Origin of the sequence: Pseudomonas graminis, from assembly GCF_001705435.1 — a bacterium.
Taxonomy (GTDB): domain Bacteria; phylum Pseudomonadota; class Gammaproteobacteria; order Pseudomonadales; family Pseudomonadaceae; genus Aquipseudomonas; species Aquipseudomonas graminis_B.
This window is the reverse complement of the sequence record NZ_MDEN01000051.1, coordinates 79,335-105,842: the sequence shown is the minus strand read 5'-3', so window position 1 is coordinate 105,842 and position 26,508 is coordinate 79,335. Positions and strand designations below refer to the sequence as shown.

Below are 26,508 nucleotides of genomic sequence, written 5' to 3'. Positions count from 1 at the left end.
GGCTGGACTCAGACGCGCGACAGCTCGATCACGCACACGCGGCTGGGGCGCGGGGCGTAGAGCACCGCTTCCACGAGCGCGCCCGGGGCGTTCTCCAATTGTAAGCAGTCATGTTTTTCGAGCATTTGCGGCGGGTGCTCGCCGATATTGGCGGCCATCTGCTCGGCGGTGCTGAACACCACGAACACGTCAGCGGAACTGAAAAACCGCTGGGGCTGCATCACGTCGATCCACTGCAGGCGCGCGCGGTAACGGGCTGGCGAATAGATCAGGTTGAAATCGCGGATCGGGCCGTCGAGCAGCGTGCACGACACCGCGCTGTCGCCGCTGAACGCGAACGGATCGGACGGCAGCAGTGGCTCGCTGTCCTTCCCATCGATAGTCAGCGTCATGCCTGCACCTTGCAGCACGGTGATGATGCGCTGATAGCCAGCGAACACCGAAAAGCCGCCCGACTCGGCGATGTCGGCAATCGACAGCCGCCAGCCGAAACATTCCAGGCCTTCGCCGGCATCGCGGGTGATTTCCTCGGTGCTGCCGCCGCCGTTTTTCCAGGGCATGCGCGGGTAGTCCGCAGCGCGCAGAACAGTCAGTTGAGTCATTTGCTGAAGCGTCCTTCCAGGCGGTGGCGTGAGCCGGGATGAATCAGGCGGGCAGCAGTCACCGGCTGGCGGCCGGACCAGGTGCGCCGACGCACCAGCAGGCACGGTTCGCCCTTTTCGATCTGCAGCAATTTACACTCGTCGGGCTCGGCGAGAATCGCCTCGACCACGTGCTCGCCTTCGGTCAGCGGCGCGACCTGGGAAAGGTAGGCGTAGGGCGTTTGTTGGGTGAAGTCCTGCTGCAGGTAGTCCGGCGCGACGAGGGCGTTGACGAAGCGGTCTTCGATTTGCACGGGAATATCGTTTTCGAAATGCACGATCAGCGAGTGAAACACGCGCTGGCCTTCACGCATGTCGAGCGCCAGCGCGCGTTCGGAACCGGCGGCTTCTTCGGTGAGAATGATGACCTGGCAGGTGTGGACATGTCCGCGAGCGGCGATCTCATCGGCAATGTTATGCACTTCGAACAGCGCGGATTGAGTCTTGGGCTCGGCGACGAACGTACCGACGCCTTGCATGCGCACCAACATCCCTTCGGCGGTCATCTCGCGCAGGGCGCGATTGATCGTCATGCGGCTGAAGCCCAGTTGCGTCACCAGTTCGCTCTCGGACGGCACGCGGTGGTGCGGCGGCCAAGTGCCGTTCTGAATCTGCTGGGTGATCATGTGCTTCACCCTGGCGTACAGCGGCGCCGGACTGTCACCCATCTGGGAAGCCAGCGGCAAATTGGCAGGCGGAGTCGGCACAGAGAAATCCTTGTTATGGCGTTATTCAGGCGAGAGAGTTTACAGCGTCCACGCTAACCATTAACACGTGTGCCGACAAGCGCGGCGCAGTTTACCGGCCATGTAAACGTCTGTATATGTATAGACAATTTCACGCAAGGGGTGCCGAGTCATGTCCGTTTTCTTTGCCGAACGCGCGTTGTTGCCCACCGGCTGGGCCAGCAACGTACGTTTCGAGGTCGGTGCCGATGGCCTGCTGAGCCAGGTGCAGACCGACGCCGAACGTGGTGACGCCGAGTGGCTCAACGGGCCGGTCGTGCCGGGCATGCCCAACCTGCACTCCCACGCTTTTCAACGCGCCATGGCCGGTCTGGCAGAAGTGGCCGGCAATCCCAATGACAGTTTCTGGACCTGGCGCGACCTGATGTATCGCCTCGTCGGGCAGATCAGTCCCCGGCAGCTCGGCGTGATCGCGCGGCAGCTGTACATCGAGATGCTCAAGGGCGGTTTTACCTCGGTCGCGGAGTTTCACTACGTCCATCAGGACACCAGCGGCAAGCCCTACGCCGACCCCGCCGAGCTGGCGCTGCAGGTCAGTCAGGCGGCGAGTTCGGTCGGCATCGGTATGACCCTGCTGCCGGTGCTCTACAGCCACTCGGGGTTTGGCGGCCTGACGCCGAACGAGGGGCAGCGCCGGTTCATCAACAGCACCGACAGCTACCTGGATCTGCAGTCCCGCCTGAAGCCCGTCATTGCCGCGGAACCCGCCCAGGCGCTGGGGCTGTGCTTTCATTCGCTGCGCGCCGTGACGCCGCAGCAGATCAGCGACGTAACCGCCGCCAGCGACCCCCATTGCCCCATCCACATCCACATTGCCGAGCAGCAAAAGGAAGTCGACGATTGCCTGAACTGGAGCGGTCGCCGGCCGCTGCAGTGGCTGTATGAAAACGTCGAGGTCGATGGGCGCTGGTGCCTGGTTCATGCGACCCATGCCCAGCCGGACGAAGTGGCGTTGATGGCGAAAAGTCGTGCGATCGCGGGGCTGTGCCTGACCACCGAGGCAAATCTGGGCGACGGGATATTCCCGGCGGTGGATTACATCGCACAAGGCGGGCGTTGGGGCATTGGTTCCGACAGTCATGTGTCGCTGAGCGTGGTCGAAGAGTTGCGCTGGCTGGAATACGGTCAGCGTCTGCGCGATCAGCGTCGTAATCGTCTGTACCGGCCGGATCAGCCGATGGTCGGACGTACGCTGTACGACGCGGCGCTGGTGGGCGGTGCGCAGGCGATAGGGCAACCGGTGGGCGCGTTGGAAGTGGGCAAGCGTGCGGACTGGCTGGTGCTCGACGGCAACGATCCGTATCTGGCAACCGCCTCCGGTGATGCCATTCTCAATCGCTGGCTGTTCGCCGGAAGTGATCGTCAGATCAGAGATGTGATGGTCAATGGCCGCTGGGTGATCCGCGACGGCCACCATGCCGATGAAGGGCAGAGCAGCCGTGCGTTCGCTCAGGTGTTGCGGGAGTTGCTGGGCTGAGTCAGTCCGCAGCCTTGCCTACTTTCGAATCCGCTACCCGCCAGATCAGCTTGGTCGTGTCGTAACCCTGTTGCTGCGCTTTCATCAGCAGGTCGTTGCGCACCCCATCCGGCACGTGAGGCGTGCGCGACAGCAGCCACAGGAACTTGCGGCTCGGGCTGCCCACCAGCGCCACTGTGTAGTCGGGGCTCACGTACAGCACCCAGTAATCGCCCTTCGCCACGCCCGGGAAGAGGTTCGAGAACCAGTTATCGAACACGACCCACAGCTTGTCGGTCTTGCCCTGAATCTGCGGTGAAGCGGTCCCGGTTGCCTGCTCCCACTTGCCCTCGAGGGTGCGGCAACGGTTGGTGACGGCAATGTTCCCGTCAGCCTTCAGCGTGTAGTGCGCTTCGGACTGCGCACAGTTGCGCTGGAAGAACATCGGCAGCCGCGCCACCTCGTACCAGGTGCCTTGATAACGCTTGAGATCAACATGATCAACCGTCTTAGGCGCCATGGATTCGCTTTCAGGCTTGACCGCACAGCCAGCCAGCCAAACTGCCGCTATCGCCACGGCGCCGAGCTTCAGTGCCTGACGAATATTCATTCAAGCCCCTGCGCTGAGAACAGTACGACCTTGTCGGCGGCGTACTGGACGCTGATGAACGTCTTCGCATCGCCCCACGTGCAGCTGGACATCCCCAACGCGCCGGAGCACTCGGTTGGACTGCCGAGCAATTGCTCGACCTGCGCCTTGGGCATGCCGGCCGTGATTTTCGAGTAGTTTTCCTGAGTCACTTTGCTGCAGGCCGCCAGCAATACGCAGAACGACAACACTGCGAGAGTGCGCAAAGACATGAGATGAAACTCCTGAATCCAATGGGGGAGGCAGCGACGCAGCGCCCGGCGATAGCCGCACAGCGCCGACGTGATGCCGCAAGTTTAGAAGAGAAAAGGCGAGGACTGGTTCCGAGGGGCATAGATTTATCCATCGGGCGTGCCGCTCCACCAGACAAACAGCCTCACGGTATGAACCAAATTCAGACTAAAATCGGTTTTTTGGCAGGGGAGTCGGACAGATGAAATTTTCATCGCAAGTCAAACCGATCAGTTATTTGAAAAGTCACACTGCAGAAATCGTAAAAAACATCTCAGAAAGCAGGGAGCCTATGCTGATCACCCAAAATGGTGAGGCAAAGCTTGTGGTGATGGACGTCAAGTCCTACGAAGAGCAAATGGAAACTTTCGCACTGCTGAAAATATTGGCGTTAGGAAGCAGGGAAATCGAGAAGGGCGAGTATGAAAGCGTTGAAGATGTTTTTGATGAGCTAGAAAGGATTGGCAAGGAATGAGTTTGAAGGTCGTCATTCTCAACTCCGCAAAGCAGGATTTGAAAGAGCTCCGCAGTTATGTATTGGCCAGATTCTCTGACTCAGTATGGTCAGATACCTCGATGCAGCTAAAGAAAGCGATGCAGCTGCTGGCCGTTGCCCCATACGCAGGGGCCGTCCCTGAAGAAATCGAGATGCTGAAACTGAATGAATATCGCCAGGTTGTGTCCGGTAAAAACCGCATTATTTATGAGATCAGGCAGGAGCTTGTATTTATTCACGCAATAATTGATGTGCGCCGAGATATGGTCTCGCAGCTGACGAAGCGCCTGCTACACATCAGTCATTAACGTTTTATCGCGGTTCTTTGGTCATGGCTGTTGCGAGATCTGGAATTCAGACTGCGAAATGACATAAATCCGCCAACAAGGGTGATGGCCGCCAAAGGCGGCCATTCAGAACCTTATTCCTTGTGATACGCCGTTGCGCGTTCCACTTCTTCTTTCGAACCCAGGAACACAGCAACACGCTGGTGCAGGCCTTCGGGCTGAATGTCGAGGATGCGCTGATGGCCGTCGGTCGACGCGCCGCCGGCTTGTTCAACCAGGAACGACATCGGGTTGGCTTCGTACATCAGGCGCAGCTTGCCCGGCTTGGAAGGCTCGCGGGAATCGCGCGGGTACATGAACAGACCGCCACGGGTCAGGATGCGGTGGACGTCGCCCACCATCGCCGCGACCCAACGCATGTTGTAGTTCTTTTTCAGCGGGCCGTCTTCGCCCGCCAGCAGCTCTTCGACGTAGCGCTTGACCGGAGCTTCCCAGTGACGCTGATTGGACATGTTGACCGCGAATTCCTGAGTGGACTCCGGGATCTTGATGTCTTCGTGGCTGAGGACAAAGCTGCCCATCTCACGGTCCAGGGTGAAGCCTTTGACGCCGTCACCCAGGGTCAGCACCAGCATGGTCTGCGGGCCATAGATGGCGTAACCGGCGGCGACTTGCTGAGTGCCAGGCTGCAGAAACGCCTTCTCGTTCAGCGCTTCGTTCTGGCTCAGGTACTCGTTCGGGCAACGCAGCACCGAGAAGATCGTGCCGACCGGCGCGTTGATGTCGATGTTGGACGAGCCGTCCAGTGGGTCGAACACCAGCAGGTAGGCGCCTTTCGGGTATTTGCCGGGGATCTGGTAGGCGTTGTCCATTTCTTCGGACGCCATGCCCGCCAGGTGACCACCCCATTCGTTGGCTTCGAGCAGAATCTCGTTGGACATTACGTCCAGTTTCTTCTGCACTTCACCCTGCACGTTCTCAGTGCCCATGCTGCCAAGCACGCCGCCCAGGGCGCCTTTGGATACCGCGTGGCTGATCTCTTTGCACGCGCGCGCCACGACTTCAATCAGAAAGCGCAGATCGGCAGGGGTGTTGTTGGTGCGGGTCTGCTCGATCAGATAACGACTCAAGGTAACGCGGGACATGGAGAGCTCCGAAATGGGGGATAAAAACGCGCACAGTCTAGCGTGAGCGGAAATTTAATACTGCCTGTCAGACCGGGTAGGTAGTGATTCAGTTCACGGGCTACATCCTGGTGGGACCGGCTTTAGCCGGGAATAGGCCAGTGTGAACACCACAAATCCTGCAGCGTGACGACCGACGCCTTCCCGGCTGAAGCCGGTCCCACAAGGGATCGCCGTACCCAGTCGCATCGGTTGTACGTTAAGCGTAACGCGATCAGGGTGACGAATTGGCGGGCATCGTCTGCAATTTTTTCGATGCCGGGGCGATTCAGCGTCATCACCCCGACACTTATAATTTGGCGCGTTGTTTTGCGCGTTATTTGCTACGCGACCCGCGCAGTGTGCCAAGCGCCATCCATGCCAGAAAAATCACCCCGAGTATCAGCACGGCCCACAGACCGATGCGCTTCATGTCGGGACCACTGGCCTCCACGGGCGCTGCCGGAGCAACCGGCGCCACAGGTGTCGCGGCCATGGACGCGCTGCCCAGTGCTGCCAGCTTCTCCGGGCTGACACCGGGAATCAGCGTCGCCAGTGGCAACGCCGCGCTTTTCACCGTGGCGTTGCCGACGGCCAGGCTGTAAGGCGGCGCGCCGCGACCGAGGAACACCAGTTGCGTGGCGCGCACGGCAAAGCTCAGCGTCGGCGCGTTATTGCCCAGGCCGCCGCCGCGGTCATCGACCTCAAGTTTAAGCTGCTGCACGACATTGCCCGGCAGCTCCATTTCGTCCTGCACAACGTCCTGACCGTTCTGGCTGAGCCGATAAAGCAGGCCGTTGTCGATCAACTCCCACGCTGCGTTGCTGTCACGACGCCCATAGAGCGTGGCAGGCGCGAGGCTGTTGGGTTGCGCGATGTCGATCCGCATGCGTTCCAGCGGCAGGGCCACCGGCAGTTGCCACACATACACGCCAGGTTTTTCGACGCGGCCATTGATGGCCGGCGACCAGCTCAACGGCAGCACGCCGGGCTGCGTGCTGATCAGTTGCACGGCGTTCAGCGTCGGCGCGGACAGGGGCGATTTCCACAGCAGACGCAGATAGCGGGCGCTGCGCCCCGGCAGATTGACGACGCGCTGCTCAACCAACTCTTCAGCAAATGACAGCCTCGCGACCTGACCCTCGCCCCAGCGCTGCCAGTGCTGGAGGTCGTCGCTGGCCTCGATGCTGAACCGCTGAAAGCCGTCGCGCTCGCTGCTCCAGTCCAGGATCAATTGATCCAGCGGCGCGTTGATCGCGCTGGTGTCGAGCAACCAGCCGCGCAGAATCTCTTCGCCCGCCTCGATCTCACCCTGGGGCTGCACCTCCACCAGCGTGCCGTTCGGCGTTCGCTCGACGCGGATTTTCGGCTCGGCGTCTTTCGCGGCATCACTGTTGTACAGCGGGAACCACTTCACCGAGACCGGGCTTGCGTCGGCTGCACGCTGGGGCGGGCTTTGGGTGATTGCGTAGGGTTGGGCCTGGCCGTCTGCGTTGAAAACGCGCACATCGTTGAGAGTGCTCTGGCGCGCGTTCAACTGCACGCCGAGGGGCAATTCCAGCCGATACCAGGGCCCTTCGCCGCTGACGGTCAGGGGCGCATGGGTGGTGAAATCATCCGGCAGATCCTCCGCCTGGCTGAGCGGGGCCGCGCACAGCAGCGAGCCCAGCAACGGGGCAAGCAGGGCGGCCTTGATGACGAACTGACGACTCAACTGAACACTCCTTACGCGCTTCATTTCGATGCCCGGTCCGCCGCGTCGGCGTCGGTCAGACCCTCGCTTCGAGCCGGATGCCGGGGCGGCAGGGGGGCGAAATATCCCACCACCAGCAACAGAACGCCAACGCCGATAAAGGAAATGATCCGCTCCAGACCGCCACGATTGCTCAGCTCGACGAAGAACAGTTTGGCCACGACGACCCCGATCAGTGCGGCGCCGGCAATCCACAGGTCCCGACGCGCGCGCAGATGGCCGCCGATCATCAGCGCCAGCGCGGTCAGCGTCCAGACGATGGAAAGCCCGGCCTGCACACGCATCGATTCAAACAGCGCGTCGGGGTACCAGGCCACGCCGGCCCAGTGATGGGCCGTGCGCAGCACCATGGCGGTGATCAGTGCGAACAGCGATGCGCCGGCAATGACCAGCGCCGCTTTCTGAGCACGCCCCTCGCTGACGCCCAATTGGGGAAGTTGCTGGCGGGTCCAGCTGACGATGCCGGTCAGCGTGATCAACAGGCCCAGTTCCAGCGGGTTCAGCAATGGAAGATAGGGCAGGGGGTCGGTAGCGCCTTCGCTGAACCCGTTCGCCAGCCAGAACCAGGCGAGCATCAATGCCGCCAGCGGCGCGGCGGCCCAGACACGGTATTCACGCGGATAGGCGTTGACGGGCCAGAGCCACGTGCGGGAAGCCGTCATCGCCAGCAAGTACAGGCTCGGCAGCAACGCCCAGCCCAGCCAGCGCCAAGCGTTATACGCCTCCGACAACACCAGCAGTCCGTAACGAAGTTGCAGCGAGAAAACGCTGATGATCAGCCAGCAGCCGATCACATGGTCCCCACTGCGCAGGCGCGGGAGCAGCAATTTGTCGAGCTTCTTCAAGGACCACAGGTGAACCGCAAACACCGCGAGCCAGCCCAGCCAGCCCCAATCGGCGGCAGGGTTGTGATAGGCGTTGAAGCTCATCAGCACGAGCAACACAGCGCTCATCGGCGTCAGCAGCGTGGACAGTTGAGCGATTCCGGTCCAGTTCAGGCGCAGGGCTGCCATGGTCCACAGCCCAACGCTAACGGCGCCCAGCACCAGCAACGTCGAGAACACGTTCGGGCCTGCTACGTAGTCAGTCATGATGAACAGCGCTACGGACCACCAAAGCGTTCCCCACATCAGCAACGCAGGTTGCAATACACGCTTGCTTAGCGACAGACGCAAAGTCCCGATGTGCTCCACGGAGAACGCGCTGACCAAACCAGCGAGTGCGATGATCAAGGGGGTCCAGAAATCCCCCTGATTGAACGTCGGCACATACCAGCGCCCGACCACGCCCAGAAACGCCATCCCCGCGCCCAGTTGCAGCAGCAGGCCGAAACCCCGTGCCAGCAAGCGGTTCTGACGCATGCCGAGCCAGAACACCGCCGCGCCTTCGACCGCCCAGGCGACCGTCGTCCATTGCGCGCTGAGGCCGAGGGGAATCGCCAGCGTGCCGAAGACAACGCCCAGCGACAGGCACGTTTCGACCAGCAGCAACGCCCGACCCGGTGCGCGCCCGGCCAGGAACCGAGCGATGCCCATGTACAGCAAGCCCAGCGCCAGTGCGCTCAACGCAGCGCCGAATTCGATGTGTTGAACGAGCGCGTACTGCAGGCCGAAGCCGACGATGGGTGTGCCGAACAACAGGCTGCCGTCGACGTAGTGGGTCTGACGCGAGGACCCGCGCAGGGTGGCTTCCCGGCTGTCGTCGTCGGGCCCGGCGGCGTGTTCTTGCAGCGTGCGCCGGGCGAACAGCAGGCCGATGGCCAAGTACATCAGGAAGAACAGGATCAGGAAGGGTTCCGTGCTCCAGAACAGCTCGGGCGTGTACGCGTCCATGCCCCAGGCGAAGCCGATGCCGAATGTGCCGATGAAGCCGATCAGGTTCAGCGGGCGCCAGGCCTTGAACCAGGCGATGGCGAAGATGCCAGCATTGAGCAGGGCGAAATAACTGAACAGCGCGACGTGACTGCCCTCGCCAGAGGACGTCAGCAGCGGCGCGGCAAATCCGCCCAGAGCGGCGACGCAGGCGAGGGCCAGAGAGTTTTGCGTGACGGCGAGAATGGCCGAAAATACGGTGACCGCCACCAGCAGGCTGAATGCCATCCCTGGCGCCAGCAAGGTGTGGACTTTCATCGCGGCGAACACGGTCAGGTACAGCACCGCGACGCCCGTCCCCTGCAGCATCAGCGCGAAGGATTCATTGCGATGACGCAGCCCCCAACCCAACCCCAGCAGCGCCAAGGCTGCCCCCGCGACACCGGCATAACGGGCTTCGATCGGGACGACCATGCCTTCGGTGGCGTAGCGCAGCAGGAACGCCAGGCCGAGAAACAGCAATACGACGCCGACCCGCAGCACGGTGTTGCCACCGAGCAGCCAGTTTTTTGCGCGCATGAAGGCGCTGTCGAACAGGTTGTGCCGGGCAGGGGCGGGCTGGGTTGAAGCGGGCAGGGAGGCGGATGCAGCAGCGGGCGCGTAGCTCGGGGCTGTGGGTGATGGCGCCGGTGCAGGACGACTCCATTCCGAATCGCCAACGTCCGAGGCGGCCGGCTCGAGGTCCGGTAGATCCCACAGCAGCTCCGGGCCATCGTCTGCGATGGGCTGAACATTCAACGGCGCGGACACGGGTGCATCCGGCAACTGGGCGGAGGCGGAATCCAGCTGGCTGAGGCGTTGTTGTACGGCGTCGAGGTCCTGCCGGGTCTTGGCAAGTTCGGCTTTCTGCACGGCGGTTTCCCGCGTCAATGCACTCAGCCGGAAGCTCAAGCCCGCCGCCAGGCCAATGACCGCCCCGACCGCGCCGCCCAACAGCGACCCATCAAGAAGCGCTCCGATCACCAGACCGGCCAGCAGAAGAATCCATTGCACGCGACGACATCCCTTTTCAGCCGATCAACAGCGATGGCGAAAAGTATATCGGGCATCAGGAAAGGGGAAACATTTTGTGTTGGGGAGGGGAGCCAAGTAAAAAAGGACTGCGGTGGAAGTGCGGAGGAAGGGGGATTGGTGGAAGGGGACTGATTTATTTACCACGGAGGAAGGGGACTGATTTATTTACGGGTGGAAGGGGACTGATTTATTTACAACGCTTCACCGTAAATTAATCTGTCCCCGCCCAAGCGTTTCTGGTGAATGAAAGTAAGTCTTCGCGAGCAAGCTCGCTCCCACAGGATTTGCATCTGCCTCGAAACCGAGCGGTGTGGCCGGGGTGGAAGCGGGGTGGAAGGGGACTGATTTATTTACAACGCTTCACCGTAAATTAATCTGTCCCCGGCCAAGCATTTCTGGTGGATGAAAGTAAGTCTTCGCGAGCAAGCTCCCACAGGATTTGTACTTGCTGCGAGAGCGAGCGGTCACATCGAGGTGATCGTCTCGGCTGAGACAATCACCTCAAGCGCCCTTAATCCAGCGCGTTCCAGATTTCGGTCGCGTACTCGCGGATGGTCCGGTCCGAAGAGAACCAGCCCATGCGCGCAGTGTTGAGCACCGCCGAACGCCACCATTCTTTCGAATCGTGCCAGCGCGCTTCGACCTTGGCCTGGGCGTGCCAGTACGACTCGAAGTCAGCGCAGACGAAGAAGCGGTCGTAGTTGATCAACTGATCGATCAGCCCGGCGTAGCGATACGGATCATCCGGCGAGAACACCCCGCCGCGGATCGCTTGAAGCACGTCATTCAAACGCCCGGACGCTGCGATGTCCTGATGCGCGTTGAACTCACCGGCATGCTTGCGTGCTTCGACTTCCTGCGAGGTCATGCCGAAGATGAACATGTGCTCCAGACCGACCTGCTCGCTCATCTCCACGTTGGCGCCGTCGAGGGTACCGATGGTCAGTGCGCCGTTGAGGCCGAACTTCATGTTGCTGGTGCCGGACGCTTCCAGGCCCGCCGTGGAAATCTGCTCCGACAAATCCGCCGCCGGAATGATGCTTTCCGCCAGGCTGACGTTGTAGTTGGGCATGAACACCACTTTCAAACGGCCGCGCAACGTCGGGTCATTGTTGACCGTGCGCGCGATGTCGTTGGTCAGCTTGATGATCAGCTTGGCCGAGTGATAACTGGCCGCCGCCTTGCCGCCGAAGATCTTCACGCGCGGCACCCAATCGGTGCTCGGGTCGGCACGCATGGCCTGATACAGCGCCACGGTGTGGAACAGGTTAAGCAACTGACGCTTGTACTCGTGGATGCGCTTGACCTGTACGTCAAACATCGCCTCAGGGTTAACCACGATGCCCATGCGTTCCTGAATGATCGAGGCCAGGGCTTTCTTGCTTTGCAGGCGTTGAGCGGCAAACTCCTGCTGGAATCGTGGGTCTTCAGCCAGCGGCTCCAGTTTCAGCAGCGCGGTCTCGTGGTTGTCGAGTACCTGCTCGCCGAGCTCGTTGACCAGCATGGAAGTGAGTTGCGGGTTGGACTGGAACAGCCAGCGGCGGAAGGTGATGCCGTTGGTTTTGTTGTTGATGCGGTCCGGGTGCAGCTTGTGCAGATGAGCGAAAACGGTCTTGCGCATCAGCTGCGTGTGCAGCGCCGACACACCGTTCACACTGTGTGAGCCAAGGAACGCCAGGTTACCCATGCGCACGCGACGGCCGTTGTCTTCTTCGATCAGCGAGACGGCGCGCAACAGGTCGAACAGGCCAGGATCGTCTTTGAAGTCCAGGCGGACCTTGTCGATGTGCTGGGCGTTGATCATGTAAATGATCTGCATGTGGCGCGGCAACATGCGCTCCATCAGGCCGACCGACCAGGTTTCCAGCGCTTCAGGCAGCAGCGTGTGGTTGGTGTACGCCAGGGTGCCGACGGTGATGCGCCAGGCTTCATCCCATTCCACGTCGTGCAGGTCGATCAGGACGCGCATCAGCTCCGCCACGGCGATCGACGGGTGGGTGTCGTTCATCTGGATGGCAACGTGTTCCGGCAGGCTGCCGATGCTGTAGCCCATGTTCTTGTGGCGGCGCAGCAAATCCTGCAGCGACGCCGAGACGAAGAAGAATTCCTGACGCAGGCGCAGTTCCTGGCCCGCTTCGGTGCTGTCGTTTGGATACAGCACACGGGAAATACTTTCGGCCCGCACTACTTCCGCCACCGCACCGACGTGGTCGCCGGCGTTGAAGCGTTCCAGATGCAGGTCTTCCACGGCGCGCGCACGCCACAGGCGCAGCGTGTTCACCGCTTTGCCGCGCCAGCCCACGACGGGCGTGTCGTAAGCAATCGCGCGAACGGTTTCGCCTGCGGTCCAGACCTGACGGGTTTCGCCCGAGGCGTCCAGCACAGGCGCGCCGGCTGCATCAAGCAGAGGCTGCACGCTGCCGCCGAAGCCGATCTGGTAAATCACTTCAGGACGTTCGAATTCCCACGGGTTACCAAAGTCCAGCCAGTTCTCGGTCTGCTCCTGCTGCCAGCCATCGACGATGGCCTGACGGAAGAGGCCGTGCTCGTAACGAATGCCGTAGCCATGGCCCGCAATGCCGAGGGTCGACATGCTTTCCATGAAGCAGGCGGCCAGACGACCGAGGCCGCCGTTGCCCAGTGCAGCGTCAGGCTCCAGCGAGCGAATCTGCTCCAAGTCGACGTTCAGGCCTTTCAACGCTTCGCGCGCGGTTTCGAGGATGCCCAGGTTACTCAGGCTGTCGAACATCAGACGGCCGATCAGGAACTCGAGGGAAAGGTAATAGACACGCTTTTTTTCCTGCCGATAGACGTAGCGCGTGTGGTTCATCCAGCGCTCGGCCATTTTGTCGCGAGTCGCCAGCGCGATGGCCATGAACCAGTCATGGTCGAAGGCATGGTCGGGGTCTTTACCGACGGCATACTCGAGTTTGTTCAGCACAGCTTCTCGGAAGGCTGCCACTTCAGCGTCACGAACGTTGGGTTCCGGAGACATCGGGTACGACCTCAAGTTGGTTTGACGATTAAATGGGTGGGTTGACTGTAGGGCGTGTCATTGGTTATTTCCTCCCGGTCGGACGGAAAATACGCGGTTGCACAACCCTCGGTTCGACTCGAACAAGCTACCCCGGTTCGCCGTCATTGCACATCGAAGGCAATTCTCTGGCGCATTCCCCCGTATCTGGAGACGCCTTGCATTGATCGTTCCACTCTGGCGTTGATCTTGCTCATGTTTTGCTGTCAGCGGGCATGTGCCTGTGAAACAGGGGATAACAGTTGGCCGGAATGAGGCGGGCATGTTCATTCGCCGATTCAGGTTTATGATGCCCAACGGCAGATAGACCGCAGCCCCTGAACTGGACTTTTGGAGCACCTATGCAGACTTTGTACCCGCAGATCAAACCTTACGCCCGGCACGATCTGGCGGTGGAAGAGCCGCATGTACTGTATGTCGATGAAAGCGGCTCGCCGGACGGCCTGCCCGTCATATTCATTCACGGGGGGCCGGGTTCGGGATGCGATGCACAGAGCCGCCGTTATTTCGATCCTAATCTCTATCGCATCATCACCTTCGATCAGCGCGGCTGCGGTCGTTCAACGCCTCATGCCAGCCTGGAAAACAACACCACCTGGCACCTGGTCGATGACCTCGAACGCATCCGCACCCACCTGGGCATCGACAAATGGGTGGTGTTTGGTGGCTCGTGGGGTTCGACGCTCTCCCTGGCCTACGCGCAGAAACACCCGGATCGGGTCCATGCTTTGATCTTGCGCGGCATCTTTTTGAGCCGGCCCCAGGACATCAAGTGGTTCTACCAGGAAGGCGCGAGCCGGCTGTTCCCGGATTACTGGCAGGACTACATGGCGCCGATCCCGCCGGACGAGCGCCACGACGTGCTCGCCGCATTCCACAAACGCCTCACCGGCAATGATCAGATCGCCCAGATGCACGCCGCCAAGGCGTGGTCGACATGGGAAGGGCGCACCGCCACATTGCGTCCGAACCCGCAGGTGGTCGATCGCTTCACCGAACCCCATCGCGCCTTGTCCATTGCGCGCATCGAATGCCATTACTTCACCAATGGTGCGTTCCTCGAAGAAAACCAGCTGATTCGCGACATGCCGAAAATCGCCCATCTGCCGGGCATCATCGTCCATGGCCGCTACGACATGATCTGCACGCTGGACAACGCCTGGGAGCTGCACCAGGCGTGGCCGAACAGTGAACTGCAGGTCATCCGCGAAGCCGGTCACTCGGCGTCCGAGCCGGGCATCACCGATGCGCTGGTGCGGGCGGCGTCAGAAGTGGCGCGCCGTTTGCTGGATCTGCCGCCGGAAGAGGCATAAATGAAGGCCTTGCTTCAGCGCGTTTCCCAGGCGCGCGTCGACGTTGCCGGCCAGACCATTGGTGCGATTGATCAAGGTTTAATGGTCCTGATTGGCATCGAGCCTCAAGACACGCCGGCCAGCGCCGACAAGATGTTGCACAAGCTGCTTAACTATCGGGTATTCAGTGACGCCGACGGGAAGATGAATCTTTCGTTAATCGACGTTAATGGCGGCTTACTGCTGGTCTCTCAGTTCACACTGGCGGCAGATACCAAGAGCGGGATGCGGCCGAGCTTTTCAAAAGCTGCACCCCCGGCCCTCGGCGCCGAGCTGTTTGGCTATTTGGTGACGAAGGCCAAAAGCTCCCACGAGACGGTGGAAACGGGCCAGTTTGGTGCAGATATGCAGGTGCACCTGATCAATGATGGCCCTGTGACATTTTTGCTTGAAACCTGAGCGCCCCGGTCTTTTTGATGGCCCCGGATTTACTGGCTTCAAACGCAATAAATAGTTTGCGTCCCCTGATGCGTTGTAACGCGAGCTACTGGATAATCGCGCGCTACAAGGACGGGCCAAAGCCCGTTAAATCGGTAAAACGCAGACTGGTCCGGCACCGCTTGGGGAATCATTGGCCCCTTTTGGAGTCGGAACAGTGCTCGCCAACCCGGCATTTGATAGCTGGCCGTTGGTTTCTTCATCTGTTTTCGGCGAGGGTTGCTCGTGATTGTTAGTCCATGTAATGCACCAAAGAACCCGGGCGGGCGCTTGCGCAGCGCGCTGCTGGCAGGGTCGGCTTTGTTTTGTCTGTTCGGCGCCAGTCAGCTCTGGGCGTTCGATCTAGACGACGTGGCGACAAAGGCCAAAGATCTGGCCGGACAGAAATTCACCGCGCCGAAGAGCAATCTTCCGGCCGAATTCCGCGACATGAAGTTCGCGGACTATCAAAAGATCCGCTTCCTGCAAGACAAAGCCGAATGGGCGAATGACAAGACCCCGTTCAAGGTGTCGTTCTACCACCAGGGCATGCACTTCGACACCCCGGTCAAAATCAACGAAGTCACCGCCAACTCCGTCAACGAGATCAAGTACGACCCGACTCGTTTCGATTTCGGTGACGTGAAGTTCGATCCCAAGTCGACCGAGAACCTGGGCTACGCCGGTTTCCGCGTTACCTACCCGATCAACAAAGACGACAAGCAAGACGAAATCATGACCATGCTGGGCGCGAGCTACTTCCGCGTCATCGGTAAAGGTCAGGTTTACGGTTTGTCTGCGCGCGGGATGGCGATCGACACGGCGATGCCATCAGGTGAGGAATTCCCTCGCTTCACCGAATTCTGGATCGAGAAGCCAAGCCCGGATGACAACCATCTGGTCATCTTCGCCTTGCTCGACTCCCCTCGCGCCACCGGCGCTTACAAGCTGACCCTGCGTCCGGGCACCAACACACTGGTTGATGTCCAGTCGCGCATGTACTTGCGTGACAAGGTCGGCAAATTGGGCGTTGCGCCGCTGACCAGCATGTACCTGTTCGGCGCCAATCAGCCGTCGAAAGTCCTGAATTACCGTCGCGAGCTGCACGACTCCAGCGGTCTGTCGATCCAGGCAGCCAATGGCGAGTGGATCTGGCGCCCGCTGAACAACCCTAAACACCTCTCGGTCAGCAGCTTCTCCGTAGAGAACCCGCGCGGCTTCGGTCTGCTGCAACGTGGCCGCAACTTCAGCCATTACGAAGATCTGGATGACCGCTACGACAAACGTCCAAGCGCCTGGATCGAGCCGAAGGGCGATTGGGGCAAGGGCACCGTTGACCTGGTCGAGATCCCTACTGCTGACGAAACCAACGACAACATCGTTGCGTTCTGGAAGCCGGAAACCCAGCCAGAGCCGGGTCAGTCGATTGACTTCAACTACCGTCTGCACTGGACCATGGATGAGGATGCCATTCACTCGCCAGATCTGGGCTGGGTCAAGCAGACCCTGCGCTCGACGGGTGACGTGAAGCAGTCGAACCTGATTCGTCAACCGGACGGCAGCGTTGCTTATCTGGTGGATTTCGTTGGCCCGACCCTCGCCAAGCTGGGCGAAGATCCGTCGATCCGCAGTCAGGTCATCACCGATGACAACACCGATCTGGTCGAGAACAACCTGCGCTATAACCCGGTCACCAAAGGCTGGCGTCTGACGCTTCGCCTGAAGGTCAAGGATCCGGGCAAGGCGGTTGAAATGCGTGCTTACCTGCTGCGCGAAACCCCTGCCGAGCCAGGCAAGGAGCCAGCGGTCATCACTGCCGACAAGTCGGACAAGAAGCCGGCCGCCAAGGCTGATGCCAAGGCTGCTGTTGCTGCGGCGCCAGTGGTTGCTGCACCGAAGGACGAGAAAGCTGAGCTCGTTAAGACCGATGCCTTGAAGGCCGGCGATGCGAAAGACGCGAAAGACATGAAGGACGCTAAAGGCCCTAAAGCCGACAGCAAAGATGCCGCCAAGTCGGCCGAAGCTACCAAGGTAGCCGAAGCCAAGTCGGATGAGGCGTCCAAGCCTGAAGCCGCACTGGGGGACGCTGCCAAGGCCAACAAAGGCATGAAAGAGACCCCGCAGCCAGCGGTAGAGGCTGCATCCACCCAACAGGGGCCGGCCATGATTCAACAAATCCTGACCGAAACCTGGAGCTACCAGTTGCCAGCCGATGAGTAATTCACACGCGGTGCCAGAGCCTTTGAATGAGTCTCTCAGCGAGTACCTGGCGCATCTGCCGATGACCGACGCGCAGCGGGCAGAACTTGCCAGCTGCACCTCGTTCGCTGAGCTGCACGAACGCCTTTCGGCGCAAACCGTCGCTGACCCTGCCGAGGCCTCCCAGGCCTCGGTGGGTCGTCGCCTGACCCTGACGACCGCTGATGAGCTGCACGAAGCCGAGATGCTGAGTGTCGACGCCAGTGGCCGCGTTGTCCTGAAAGCCACGCCGCCGATTCGTCGGACCAAAGTCGTGCCGGAGCCGTGGCGGACCAACATCCTGCACCGCGGCTGGCGTCGACTGACCGGCAAGAGCAATCCGCCGCCGCCCAAGGACGATCTGCCACGCGATCTGCCGAAGGCGCGCTGGCGTACCGTCGGTTCAATCCGTCGCTACATTCTGTTGATCCTCATGCTGGGCCAGACCATCGTCGCCGGCTTCTACATGAAGGGCATCCTGCCGTACCAGGGCTGGTCGCTGGTTTCGTTTGACGAAATCAGTCATCAAACCCTGTGGCAGACCGCTGTTCAGGTCATGCCGTATGCGCTGCAGACCAGCATCCTTCTGTTGTTCGGGATTCTGTTCTGCTGGGTGTCGGCCGGTTTCTGGACCGCGCTGATGGGCTTCCTCGAACTGCTCACTGGCCACGACAAGTACCGTATTTCCGGTGCAAGCGCGGGCAATGAGCCGATCGAAGCGGGCGCGCGCACTGCGCTTGTGATGCCGATCTGCAACGAAGACGTGCCTCGCGTATTCGCCGGTCTGCGGGCGACGTTCGAATCGGTCAAAGCCACAGGCGATCTGGACCGCTTTGACTTCTTCATTCTCAGCGACTCCAACGAAACCGACATCTGTGTGGCCGAGCAACAAGCCTGGCTCGACGTGTGCCGTGAAACCGGTGGTTTCGGCAAGATCTTCTATCGTCGTCGCCGCCGTCGCGTTAAGCGCAAGAGCGGTAACCTCGATGACTTCTGCCGTCGCTGGGGCGGTGAATACCGCTACATGGTCGTGCTTGACGCTGACTCGGTGATGAGCGGCGAATGCCTTACCAGCCTCGTGCGTTTGATGGAAGCGACGCCGGACGCCGGTATCATCCAGACCGCGCCGCGTGCCTCGGGCATGGACACGCTGTATGCACGCATGCAGCAGTTCGCGACCCGGGTGTACGGCCCGTTGTTCACCGCCGGCCTGCACTTCTGGCAGTTGGGTGAATCCCACTACTGGGGTCACAACGCGATCATCCGCATGAAGCCGTTCATCGAGCACTGCGCCCTAGCGCCGCTGCCCGGTAAGGGCGCGTTTGCCGGTGCAATTCTGTCCCACGACTTCGTTGAAGCTGCGCTCATGCGCCGTGCCGGCTGGGGTGTGTGGATTGCCTACGATTTGCCGGGCAGTTACGAAGAGCTGCCGCCGAACCTGCTGGATGAGCTCAAGCGTGACCGTCGCTGGTGCCACGGTAACCTGATGAACTTCCGCCTGTTCCTGGTGAAAGGCATGCACCCGGTGCACCGTGCGGTGTTCCTGACCGGCGTGATGTCCTATCTGTCGGCTCCGTTATGGTTCTTCTTCCTGGTGCTGTCGACCGCGCTGCTGGCGGTGAACACGCTGATGGAGCCGACCTACTTCATGGAGCCGCGTCAGCTGTATCCGTTGTGGCCGCAGTGGCACCCGGAGAAAGCCGTTGCCTTGTTCTCCACCACGGTCGTGCTGTTGTTCCTGCCGAAACTGCTCAGCGTCATTCTGATCTGGGCCAAGGGCGCAACCGGTTTTGGTGGCCGCATCAAAGTCACCCTGTCGATGCTGCTGGAAATGCTGTTTTCCATGCTGCTGGCGCCGGTGCGCATGATCTTCCACACCCGCTTCGTACTGGCCGCGTTCCTGGGCTGGGCTGCGACGTGGAACTCGCCGCAGCGTGATGATGACTCGACGCCGTGGAGCGAAGCGGTCAAACGTCACGGGCCGCAGACGCTGCTGGGCTTCTGCTGGGCGCTGCTGGTGGCCTGGCTGAACCCGAGCTTCCTGTGGTGGCTGGTGCCGATCGTGGGTTCGTTGATGCTGTCGATCCCGGTGTCGGTGATTTCCAGCCGCACGAATCTGGGCCTGAAAGCGCGCGACACCAAGCTGTTCCTGATCCCGGAAGAGCACACGCCGCCGCAAGAGCTGGTGTCCACTGACAAGTACACCCACGAGAACCGTTGGCATGCGCTGAACGACGGCTTTGTTCGCGCCGTGGTCGATCCACAGCAGAACGCCTTGGCCTGCGCGCTGGCGACTTCTCGCCATCGCGAGGCCGAGCCGATCGAGTGGATGCGTGTCGAGCGTGTGCGTCACGCGATCAAGGGTGGCCCTGAGCTGCTGAACAACCACGAACGCCTGCAATTGCTCAGTGATCCGGTTGCGCTGGCTCGGTTGCACGAACTGGTCTGGAGCGAAGGCAATTCCGCTTGGCTCAATGCCTGGCGCGCGTCGGTGGAAGCCGATCCCCATGCGCCGCTGCTGCCTTTGCAGCCAGCGACCCATGTGAATGACGCGACCCTCGTCAACGCCTGATTCATACGCTGAATAAAACGCCGCCGAAGAGTGATCTTCGGCGGCGTTTTTGTTTGGGCCGGGCCCTTGTGTAGTAGGACCGGCTTTAGCCGGGAAGAGGCCTGCGCGTATGCTATTAATTCTGCGATGTGAATGCACACGCCTTCCCGGCTAAAGCCGGTCCTACAATTCGACGTCGCAGCCGGTTTCGCCTTAACTCACCCGAAACTTCCCGACCATCTCCTGCAGCTGCACACCCAGCCGCGCCAGTTCGATGCTCGACGCGGCCGTCTCCTCGCTGGACGCTGCGGTTTGCTCGGACACATCCCGAACGTTCAGCACACTGCGGTTGATCTGCTCCGCCACGCTGCTCTGTTCCTCGCCCGCCGCGGCGATCTGCTGGTTCATCGTCTGAATCGTCGACACCGTCCGTGTGATGTGTCCCAACGCGCTGCCGGCCTGGCGACTCAACTCCACGCTGCTGTCGGTGAGGATTCGGCTGGCATCGAGGGTCATCACCACTTGCTGGGTGCCGCTTTGCAGCGCTGCGATAAGCACTTCGATTTCCTCGGTGGATTCCTGGGTGCGCTGGGCCAGGCCTCGAACCTCATCGGCAACGACCGCAAAACCGCGTCCCGCTTCCCCTGCCCGGGCGGCTTCGATCGCGGCGTTCAAGGCCAGCAGATTGGTCTGCTGCGACACTGACTTGATGACGTCGAGGACACCGCCGATCTTGTCGCTCTCCAGCTTCAGCTTGCCCATGGCTTCGGTGGAATTATCCACCTCCAGCGCCAGGCGCTCGATCTGCGCGATGGCGTCGTTGACCACCTTGTCGCCGTCCCGCGCCTGCTGATCAGCGTGCCGCGCCGCCTCGCTGGCTTCTTCGGCATTGCGGGCCACTTCCATCACGGTTGAGGTCATCTGGTTCATCGCCGTCGCAACGCAGTCCGTTTCGTCTTTCTGGCTGTTGACGCCCACGCTGGTCTGCGCCGTGACAGCGGACAGTTGCTCGGCCGCGCTGGCGATCTGGGTCACGCCGTCGCTGATGCCACTGATGAGCTTGCGCAGGCTCAGGGTCATCTCCTGCATGCTGCGCTGAAGCATGCCCATCTCGTCGCGGCGGCCGAGCTCCAGGTCCTGACTGAGATCACCGTTGGCGATGCGCGCCGCCGCACTCAAGGTCAGCCGTAGCGGCGCGATGATCTGCTGGGTGATCAGCCACGCCGCGAGCAGGCCAAGGAGCATCGCCAGCCCGGCCACGCCACTGAGCGTCTGCCGCGACTGAGTGGCTTCGGCATCACGCCGCTGGCCTTGCAGCGCAGTGATCTCGCCGGTCGAGGTGAGCAGGCTCTCGCTCAGCGCCTCCATGGACTCCTGGGCCGCTTCAACCTTGACCTGCAGGTCTTTGAACTGGCCCATGTGCTCGCGGTACTTGAGCAGCGTCTTACGCGCCGTGAGCAATTCACTGACGTTGCCATCGGCTTGATCGCTGGCGATCTGCTCGACCTCCTTCAGCGCTTCGTCGATGGCGGTAATGGCGGCAATTTCATAGGACTCTTTACCGCTGAACACGTACGCCTGAACTTCGTAACGGGCGTTCTGCACTTGCTCGCGCAATTGCTGGATGTTGGTGAACTCACCGAGGCGCTCGCTGCTGTCCTGCTCTTGGCTGACGGCTTTCAAGACCTCGCTTTCCACCTGGCCGATGGACTTGATCGCCTCGTCCGAGAGAACCGCCAGCTGCGCACGCGATTCGGCTCGCGCACTCAACAGCGTGGTCAGATCGGCAAAGGTGGCTTCGAGCGCCCTGACCGTGTCGCTTTGGCTGTTGAGCAGCTTGAGGATGTCGGCGGGAGGAGCATCGTCGCGCAGCACAACCAGATGCGCTTCGATTTCATTGATGCGGGCAACGACGCGCGAGGCGCTGTCAGCAGTGTTTTCGACCCGAAAGACGATGCGCTCGGCGCGCAGGTCCTTGGTCATCGCGTTGAGCTGAGCGATGGAGGTCAGTGACTCCGAGCGCTCGATCATCGTGTCGAGCCCATGCCACCCGGTCAGGGTAATGGCCAGGGTCAGAAGCAGAACCAGGCCAAAGCCCAGCGAGAGTTTGAGTTTGACGCTGGTGTTGGCCAGCGCCCGGTTGATGCTTTGCAACATGATGCGTCTCCTGCGGATGGGCGATAAACGCGCATCGGCAGGGGAGGCGGAGGCGTGACCTGATCAGGTCGTAGGAGATTTCCGAGGGGCGGGAAGGGGTGACGCGTGTCACAGATTCCGCCCCTATTGGAGGCTTTGCCGGCAGGCCGGTGGCTGATGCGGGTGCGAGCCGGGCAAGCGGATCAGATCCGGAAGCGACTCACCAGCCCTTGCAGATGGCTGCCCAGTCGCGCCAGCTCGACGCTCGACGCTGCGGTTTCCTCGCTGGCGGCGGAGGTCTGTTCCGACACGTCGCGCACGTTGAGCACGCTGCGGTTGATCTCTTCGGCCGTAGCGCTTTGCTCCTCGGCCGCGGCGGCGATCTGCTGGTTCATGGATTGAATCGCAGACACGGTCCGGGTGATGTTTTCCAGTGAGGTGCCGGCGCGGCGGGTCAGTTCGACGCTGCTGACCGTCAGTTCGCGGCTGTTGTCCATGATTGTCGCGACTTGTCGGGTGCCGTTCTGCAAGCCGGAAATCAGCTCTTCGATCTCTTCCGTGGACTTTTGCGTGCGTTGCGCGAGGCTGCGCACTTCGTCTGCGACCACAGCGAATCCGCGACCGGCCTCACCCGCCCGGGCGGCCTCGATGGCCGCGTTCAGGGCAAGGAGGTTGGTTTGTTGCGCAACGGACTTGATCACGTCGAGGACGCTGCCGATCTTGTCGCTCTCGCGCTTGAGTTCGGCCATCGCCTCGGTGGAGTGACCGACCTCGGTCGCGAGGAGCTCGATCTGCGCGATGGCCTCGTTGACGACCTTGTCGCCCTCACGCGCCTGGAGGTCAGCGGCTACGGCGGCCTCGGACGCTTCTTCGGCGTTACGCGCCACTTCCTGCACCGTGGCGGTCATCTCGTGCATCGCCGTCGCTACCTGATCGGTCTCGACCTTCTGGCTGTTGACCCCGGCACTGGTCTGCTCAGTGACCGCCGACAGCTCTTCGGCCGCGCTGGCGATCTGGGTCACGCCTTCGCCGATGCCGCCGATCAATTGGCGCAGCTCCACCGTCATGCGCTGGATGCTGCCCTGCAACTGGCCAAGCTCGTCGCGCCGGTCGACGCTCAAGTTGTGGGTCAGATCACCGGACGCCACGCGCTCGACCGCAACAAGCGTCTGCCCCAGCGGCACCGTGATTTGGCGGGTGATGACCCAGGCGGCGAAAACACCGAGGATCAGGGCCACTATCGTGGCAATGCCAAGGGTCGATTGGGCCTGACGGGTGTCTGCCTCGCGTTTGGCGTTTTGCGAAATGTTGAGTTGTTCGCTGGCGTCCAGCAGCTGTTGCCCCAGCTCGGTCATCTTGGCGAGGGCCTGAACGCTGACCAGTTGCGCTTCACGGTATTGGCCGACAGCGTCGCGATAGCCTTTGAGCGCCAGGTTGGCCTTTTGCAGCTGCGGGATGTACTGGGAGGAAACGTCGCCGGCCAGCGTGTTGACCCCGACGATGGCTTCGTCGATGGCGGCGGTCGCGTTCTTTTCGAAATCCGGTTTGCCACTGAAGGTGTAACCGCGCACCTGGAAGCGGGCCTGCTGGATCTGCTTGCTGACATCCACCGCGCTGTTGAATTGCAGGATGTTGTCGTGCTGCAGCAACGCCTGTTCGATCTGGTTGACGGTATCGACAGCGGCGTCGGCGGACGCGCCCAAGTTGGTTCGGCTGGCTTCGCGGGTCTGGATCGCTTTGGTCATGTCGCCAAAGGCACGGCGGTATTCGCTGGCGGCCTGAGCCTGAGCGTCCATCAGTTTGAGATCGCCGATGCCCTTGACCATGCTCTGGCCGGTTTTCAGGTCAGCGTCGAGCTTGTCCAGCGCGGTCATGACCGCCGTCGCAGCTTCAGCGGTGTATTGAGCTTCGTACACATGCCTGCCGTGCGCAGATCCATCGTCCGCTCACTGATCTGCGAGATCATCCCCAGCTTGTCGCCGCGCTCGATCACTGCCTTCACGCTGGACCAGCCCGTCGCCGTGATAAGTAGCGTCAGCAACAGCACAAGGCCGAAACCGACACCCAGTTTGAGACGGACGCTCATATTTCCAAGGCGTTGGGTAAACCAGCGAGACATGATGATTCCTGCGAATTTTTTTATAGACGCTTGTGCATCGGCTGTCGCGCGGCAAACTGAAGTGCTTGATGAGGACGGGAGGTAGCTCGGGGGGGGGGCAAGGACATTGCCCGCCGTTCTGACACCGCGCGGCGGAGCAGCAGACATGGGCCGTGTGTGGGACTGAGCGTGCTCAGGACGAGGCCGGGACAGTCAGCAACGTTCTCGGGTCTGAAAGTGAGCCTTCGCGAGCAAGCTCGCTCCCACAGGTTCTATGTCTGTGGGGGAATCGGTGTCGCCATGTTCTAGAACAATCGGGCGAGTAGCGCGGTCACGGCGGTTTCAACGCGCAGGATCCGCGCACCCAACTGGACTGGATTCAGCCCCGAGGCCTGCAGCAAATCAACTTCGTAGGGAATCCAGCCGCCTTCGGGGCCGATGGCCAGGGTGACGGGCTGCTCGACCGCGCGTGGGCAGGCGGGGAAATCACCCGGATGGCCGACCAATCCCAGCGTCCCTTCGACCACAGCGGGAAGGCGGTCCTCAACGAACGGCTTGAAGCGCTTCTCGATGACGATCTCAGGCAGCACGCTGTCCCGGGCCTGCTCCAGTCCGAGAATCAACTGCTCGTGAATGGCAGCCGGCTCCAGAAAGGGCGTCTGCCAGAAGCTTTTTTCGACGCGGTAACTGTTGACCAGGATGACTCGGGGGACACCCATCGTCGCCACGGTCTGAAACACCCGACGCAGCATTTTCGGGCGCGGCAGGGCGAGGATCAGCGTCAGGGGGAGTTTGGCCGGCGGGGCGTGCTCGAAGCTCACCGAAAGCTCGGCTTCACGAGTTTCCAGACGCAGCAATTGCGCACTGCCCAGCAAGCCGTTCACTCGACCGACCCGCAAGCTGTCGCCGACTTCGCTGCGATGCACTTCCTGCATGTGCTTGAGGCGCCGATCACGCAGCACGACCCGATCCGCCGCGATGAAGTCGGCGTGCTCAAGCAACAGCAGGTTCACGGCTGGGTCGCTGGCGGTTGGCTCTGTTCGTCTTCGGCTTTCTCGTCGTCTTCATGATCGCCGCGCTTGGTGATCATCGAACTGCACAGCACGCCGATTTCAAACAGCAGCCACATCGGCACAGCCAGAAGGGTCTGGGAAAAGATGTCCGGCGGGGTGAGGATCATGCCGACCACGAAGCAGCCAATCACCACGTACGGGCGAATCTTCTTCAGGTATTTGACGTCGACGATGCCGATCCACACCAGCAGTACAACCGCCACCGGAATCTCGAACGCGACCCCGAATGCCAGGAACAGCGTCATGACGAAGTCCAGGTAACTGGCGATGTCCGTCATCATCGACACGCCTTCCGGCGTGACGCTGGCGAAGAAGTGGAAGATCAGCGGGAAGACCAGGAAGTAGGCAAACGCCATCCCGGCGTAGAACAGGATGATGCTGGAGATCAGCAGCGGCACTGCCACGCGCTTTTCGTGCTTGTACAAGCCTGGCGCAATGAAGCCCCAGATCTGATACAGAATCACCGGCATCGCCAGAAACAGCGCCACCATCATCGTCAGCTTGAACGGCGTGATGAACGGCGAGGCCACATCGGTCGCGATCATCGTGGCGCCGTCAGGCAGAAACTTGCGCAGCGGGGCTGAAACGAAGGTGTAGATCTTCTGGGTGAAGTAGAACAGCGCGCCGAAGATCACGAAGATCGCCAGCACGCAGCGCAGCAGGCGAGAGCGCAGTTCTGTCAGGTGCGAGACCAGCGGCATTTGCTGGTCGTTTTCCGGGATTTCGCTCATGGGGCTCGTGGTGGCAGTGACGAATCGTTGGCAGAAGGCGCACTTTGCACCGCGGTCGCAGGGGTGATGACCGGCGCAGGTGCGGGTGCAGAATCCGGCCCGACAGGCGAAGGTGCAGGCGCAGCAGGCTCGACATGAACGGGCGGCGGCGTAACCGACGCGCTTTCCGCCGGAGCGGCCGGGCCAATGTCGGCGCTCTGGGCCGGTGAGGCCGCACCCATGACCGGCGCTGTAGAGGCCGGAGCCGGTGGAATCGGCGTCTCGGCAGCGGGTTCAGCCGGTGCCGGTGTCGCGGGGGCTACAGGCGCTGCAGGCGGTTGCTGTGGCTGCATGATCTTGCGAGCTTCCTCTTCCAGCGAAAGGATATGCTCGTTGTGCAGCTGACGCCGAATCTCGTCAGCGCCGATTTCGCGCTCAACTTCCTGTTTGATCGCATTGAAGCTGCGTTTCAGGCGGCCGATCCAGAGCCCGGCCGTCCGTGCTGCGCCCGGCAGACGCTCGGGCCCCAGGACCAGCAGGGCAACGAGGCCGACCAGCAGCAGTTCAGAAAAGCTGATACCAAACATGCGTC

The 26,508-nt window shown here is 61.2% G+C and carries 21 protein-coding genes; 7 read left to right on the top strand and 14 right to left on the bottom strand.

From position 1 onward, the window contains the following. Window positions 1–8: 8 nt before the first annotated feature. Together BBI10_RS03215 and hutC are read right to left on the bottom strand one after the other, a co-directional pair. Entirely contained in the window at window positions 9–602 is a 594-nt protein-coding gene (locus BBI10_RS03215; RefSeq protein WP_065986696.1) for a HutD/Ves family protein, read from the bottom strand. After that, a complete protein-coding gene (gene hutC, locus BBI10_RS03210) occupies window positions 599–1,309 on the bottom strand; it encodes a histidine utilization repressor (protein WP_167355769.1) in 711 nt (236 codons plus the stop codon). Before hutC ends, BBI10_RS03215 begins: the two co-directional genes overlap by 4 nt. Window positions 1,310–1,499: 190 nt before the next feature. On the opposite strand from hutC, the gene BBI10_RS03205 reads away from it, so the two are divergent. Further along, window positions 1,500–2,864 (top strand): formimidoylglutamate deiminase, encoded by a 1,365-nt coding sequence (locus tag BBI10_RS03205; RefSeq protein WP_065986692.1) that lies wholly within the window; start codon window positions 1,500–1,502, stop codon window positions 2,862–2,864. Window position 2,865: 1 nt separating this feature from the next. Here the strand turns inward: BBI10_RS03205 and BBI10_RS03200 are convergent, their stop codons facing one another. Together BBI10_RS03200 and bamE are read right to left on the bottom strand one after the other, a co-directional pair. After that, window positions 2,866–3,453, bottom strand: coding sequence for a lipocalin family protein (locus tag BBI10_RS03200; RefSeq protein WP_065986689.1), 588 nt, complete (start codon window positions 3,451–3,453; stop codon window positions 2,866–2,868). Then, window positions 3,450–3,704 carry an outer membrane protein assembly factor BamE domain-containing protein gene (bamE, locus tag BBI10_RS03195; RefSeq protein WP_065986688.1) on the bottom strand — a complete coding sequence of 85 codons (255 nt, stop codon included), beginning with the start codon at window positions 3,702–3,704 and terminating at the stop codon, window positions 3,450–3,452. The genes BBI10_RS03200 and bamE overlap by 4 nt, the downstream gene beginning before the upstream one ends. A 221-nt stretch (window positions 3,705–3,925) precedes the next feature. Here bamE and BBI10_RS03190 point away from each other — a divergent pair, with 221 nt between their 5' ends. Together BBI10_RS03190 and BBI10_RS03185 are read left to right on the top strand one after the other, a co-directional pair. Further along, the gene (locus tag BBI10_RS03190) at window positions 3,926–4,198 is read left to right on the top strand and encodes a type II toxin-antitoxin system Phd/YefM family antitoxin (protein ID WP_065986686.1); all 273 of its coding nucleotides are present in this window, start codon (window positions 3,926–3,928) and stop codon (window positions 4,196–4,198) included. Further along, a complete protein-coding gene (locus BBI10_RS03185; RefSeq protein ID WP_065986683.1) occupies window positions 4,195–4,527 on the top strand; it encodes a type II toxin-antitoxin system RelE/ParE family toxin in 333 nt (110 codons plus the stop codon). Before BBI10_RS03190 ends, BBI10_RS03185 begins: the two co-directional genes overlap by 4 nt. Before the next feature lie 113 nt (window positions 4,528–4,640). On the opposite strand, the gene BBI10_RS03180 is transcribed toward BBI10_RS03185, so the two are convergent. From BBI10_RS03180 to BBI10_RS03165, 4 genes are all read right to left on the bottom strand, one after another. Then, window positions 4,641–5,651 carry a class 1 fructose-bisphosphatase gene (locus BBI10_RS03180; RefSeq protein WP_065986681.1) on the bottom strand — a complete coding sequence of 337 codons (1,011 nt, stop codon included), beginning with the start codon at window positions 5,649–5,651 and terminating at the stop codon, window positions 4,641–4,643. A gap of 355 nt (window positions 5,652–6,006) precedes the next feature. Beyond that, on the bottom strand, window positions 6,007–7,407 hold the full coding sequence (locus BBI10_RS03175; protein ID WP_083233004.1) for a DUF3999 domain-containing protein: 1,401 nt from the start codon (window positions 7,405–7,407) through the stop codon (window positions 6,007–6,009). Further along, entirely contained in the window at window positions 7,404–10,286 is a 2,883-nt protein-coding gene (locus tag BBI10_RS03170; RefSeq protein WP_065986677.1) for a DUF2339 domain-containing protein, read from the bottom strand. Before BBI10_RS03170 ends, BBI10_RS03175 begins: the two co-directional genes overlap by 4 nt. A 532-nt stretch (window positions 10,287–10,818) precedes the next feature. Next, window positions 10,819–13,302 (bottom strand): glycogen/starch/alpha-glucan phosphorylase, encoded by a 2,484-nt coding sequence (locus BBI10_RS03165; protein WP_065986675.1) that lies wholly within the window; start codon window positions 13,300–13,302, stop codon window positions 10,819–10,821. Between the two features lie 380 nt (window positions 13,303–13,682). Here BBI10_RS03165 and pip point away from each other — a divergent pair, with 380 nt between their 5' ends. The 4 genes from pip (at window position 13,683) to mdoH (ending at window position 19,920) form a co-directional block, all read left to right on the top strand. Further along, window positions 13,683–14,654 (top strand): prolyl aminopeptidase, encoded by a 972-nt coding sequence (gene pip, locus BBI10_RS03160; protein WP_065986673.1) that lies wholly within the window; start codon window positions 13,683–13,685, stop codon window positions 14,652–14,654. Next, window positions 14,655–15,092, top strand: coding sequence for a D-aminoacyl-tRNA deacylase (gene dtd, locus BBI10_RS03155; RefSeq protein ID WP_065986671.1), 438 nt, complete (start codon window positions 14,655–14,657; stop codon window positions 15,090–15,092). Window positions 15,093–15,350: 258 nt separating this feature from the next. After that, complete coding sequence (locus BBI10_RS03150) at window positions 15,351–17,330, top strand: glucan biosynthesis protein (protein WP_083233003.1); 1,980 nt, start codon at window positions 15,351–15,353, stop codon at window positions 17,328–17,330. Then, entirely contained in the window at window positions 17,323–19,920 is a 2,598-nt protein-coding gene (gene mdoH / locus BBI10_RS03145) for a glucans biosynthesis glucosyltransferase MdoH (protein ID WP_065986668.1), read from the top strand. The genes BBI10_RS03150 and mdoH overlap by 8 nt, the downstream gene beginning before the upstream one ends. Before the next feature lie 192 nt (window positions 19,921–20,112). Here mdoH and BBI10_RS03140 read toward each other — a convergent pair whose 3' ends face one another. From BBI10_RS03140 to tatB, 6 genes are all read right to left on the bottom strand, one after another. After that, window positions 20,113–22,056 carry a methyl-accepting chemotaxis protein gene (locus BBI10_RS03140; RefSeq protein ID WP_065986667.1) on the bottom strand — a complete coding sequence of 648 codons (1,944 nt, stop codon included), beginning with the start codon at window positions 22,054–22,056 and terminating at the stop codon, window positions 20,113–20,115. A 182-nt stretch (window positions 22,057–22,238) separates the two neighbouring features. Further along, window positions 22,239–23,909 carry a methyl-accepting chemotaxis protein gene (locus BBI10_RS03135; RefSeq protein WP_432213741.1) on the bottom strand — a complete coding sequence of 557 codons (1,671 nt, stop codon included), beginning with the start codon at window positions 23,907–23,909 and terminating at the stop codon, window positions 22,239–22,241. Beyond that, the gene (locus tag BBI10_RS28495; protein WP_432213740.1) at window positions 23,906–24,154 is read right to left on the bottom strand and encodes a hypothetical protein; all 249 of its coding nucleotides are present in this window, start codon (window positions 24,152–24,154) and stop codon (window positions 23,906–23,908) included. The genes BBI10_RS03135 and BBI10_RS28495 overlap by 4 nt, the downstream gene beginning before the upstream one ends. 284 nt (window positions 24,155–24,438) lie before the next feature. Continuing rightward, window positions 24,439–25,146 carry a 16S rRNA (uracil(1498)-N(3))-methyltransferase gene (locus tag BBI10_RS03130; RefSeq protein ID WP_065986666.1) on the bottom strand — a complete coding sequence of 236 codons (708 nt, stop codon included), beginning with the start codon at window positions 25,144–25,146 and terminating at the stop codon, window positions 24,439–24,441. Beyond that, complete coding sequence (tatC, locus tag BBI10_RS03125; protein WP_065986665.1) at window positions 25,143–25,937, bottom strand: twin-arginine translocase subunit TatC; 795 nt, start codon at window positions 25,935–25,937, stop codon at window positions 25,143–25,145. The genes BBI10_RS03130 and tatC overlap by 4 nt, the downstream gene beginning before the upstream one ends. Continuing rightward, window positions 25,934–26,503 (bottom strand): Sec-independent protein translocase protein TatB, encoded by a 570-nt coding sequence (gene tatB, locus BBI10_RS03120; RefSeq protein ID WP_065986663.1) that lies wholly within the window; start codon window positions 26,501–26,503, stop codon window positions 25,934–25,936. Before tatB ends, tatC begins: the two co-directional genes overlap by 4 nt. Window positions 26,504–26,508: the final 5 nt, after the last annotated feature.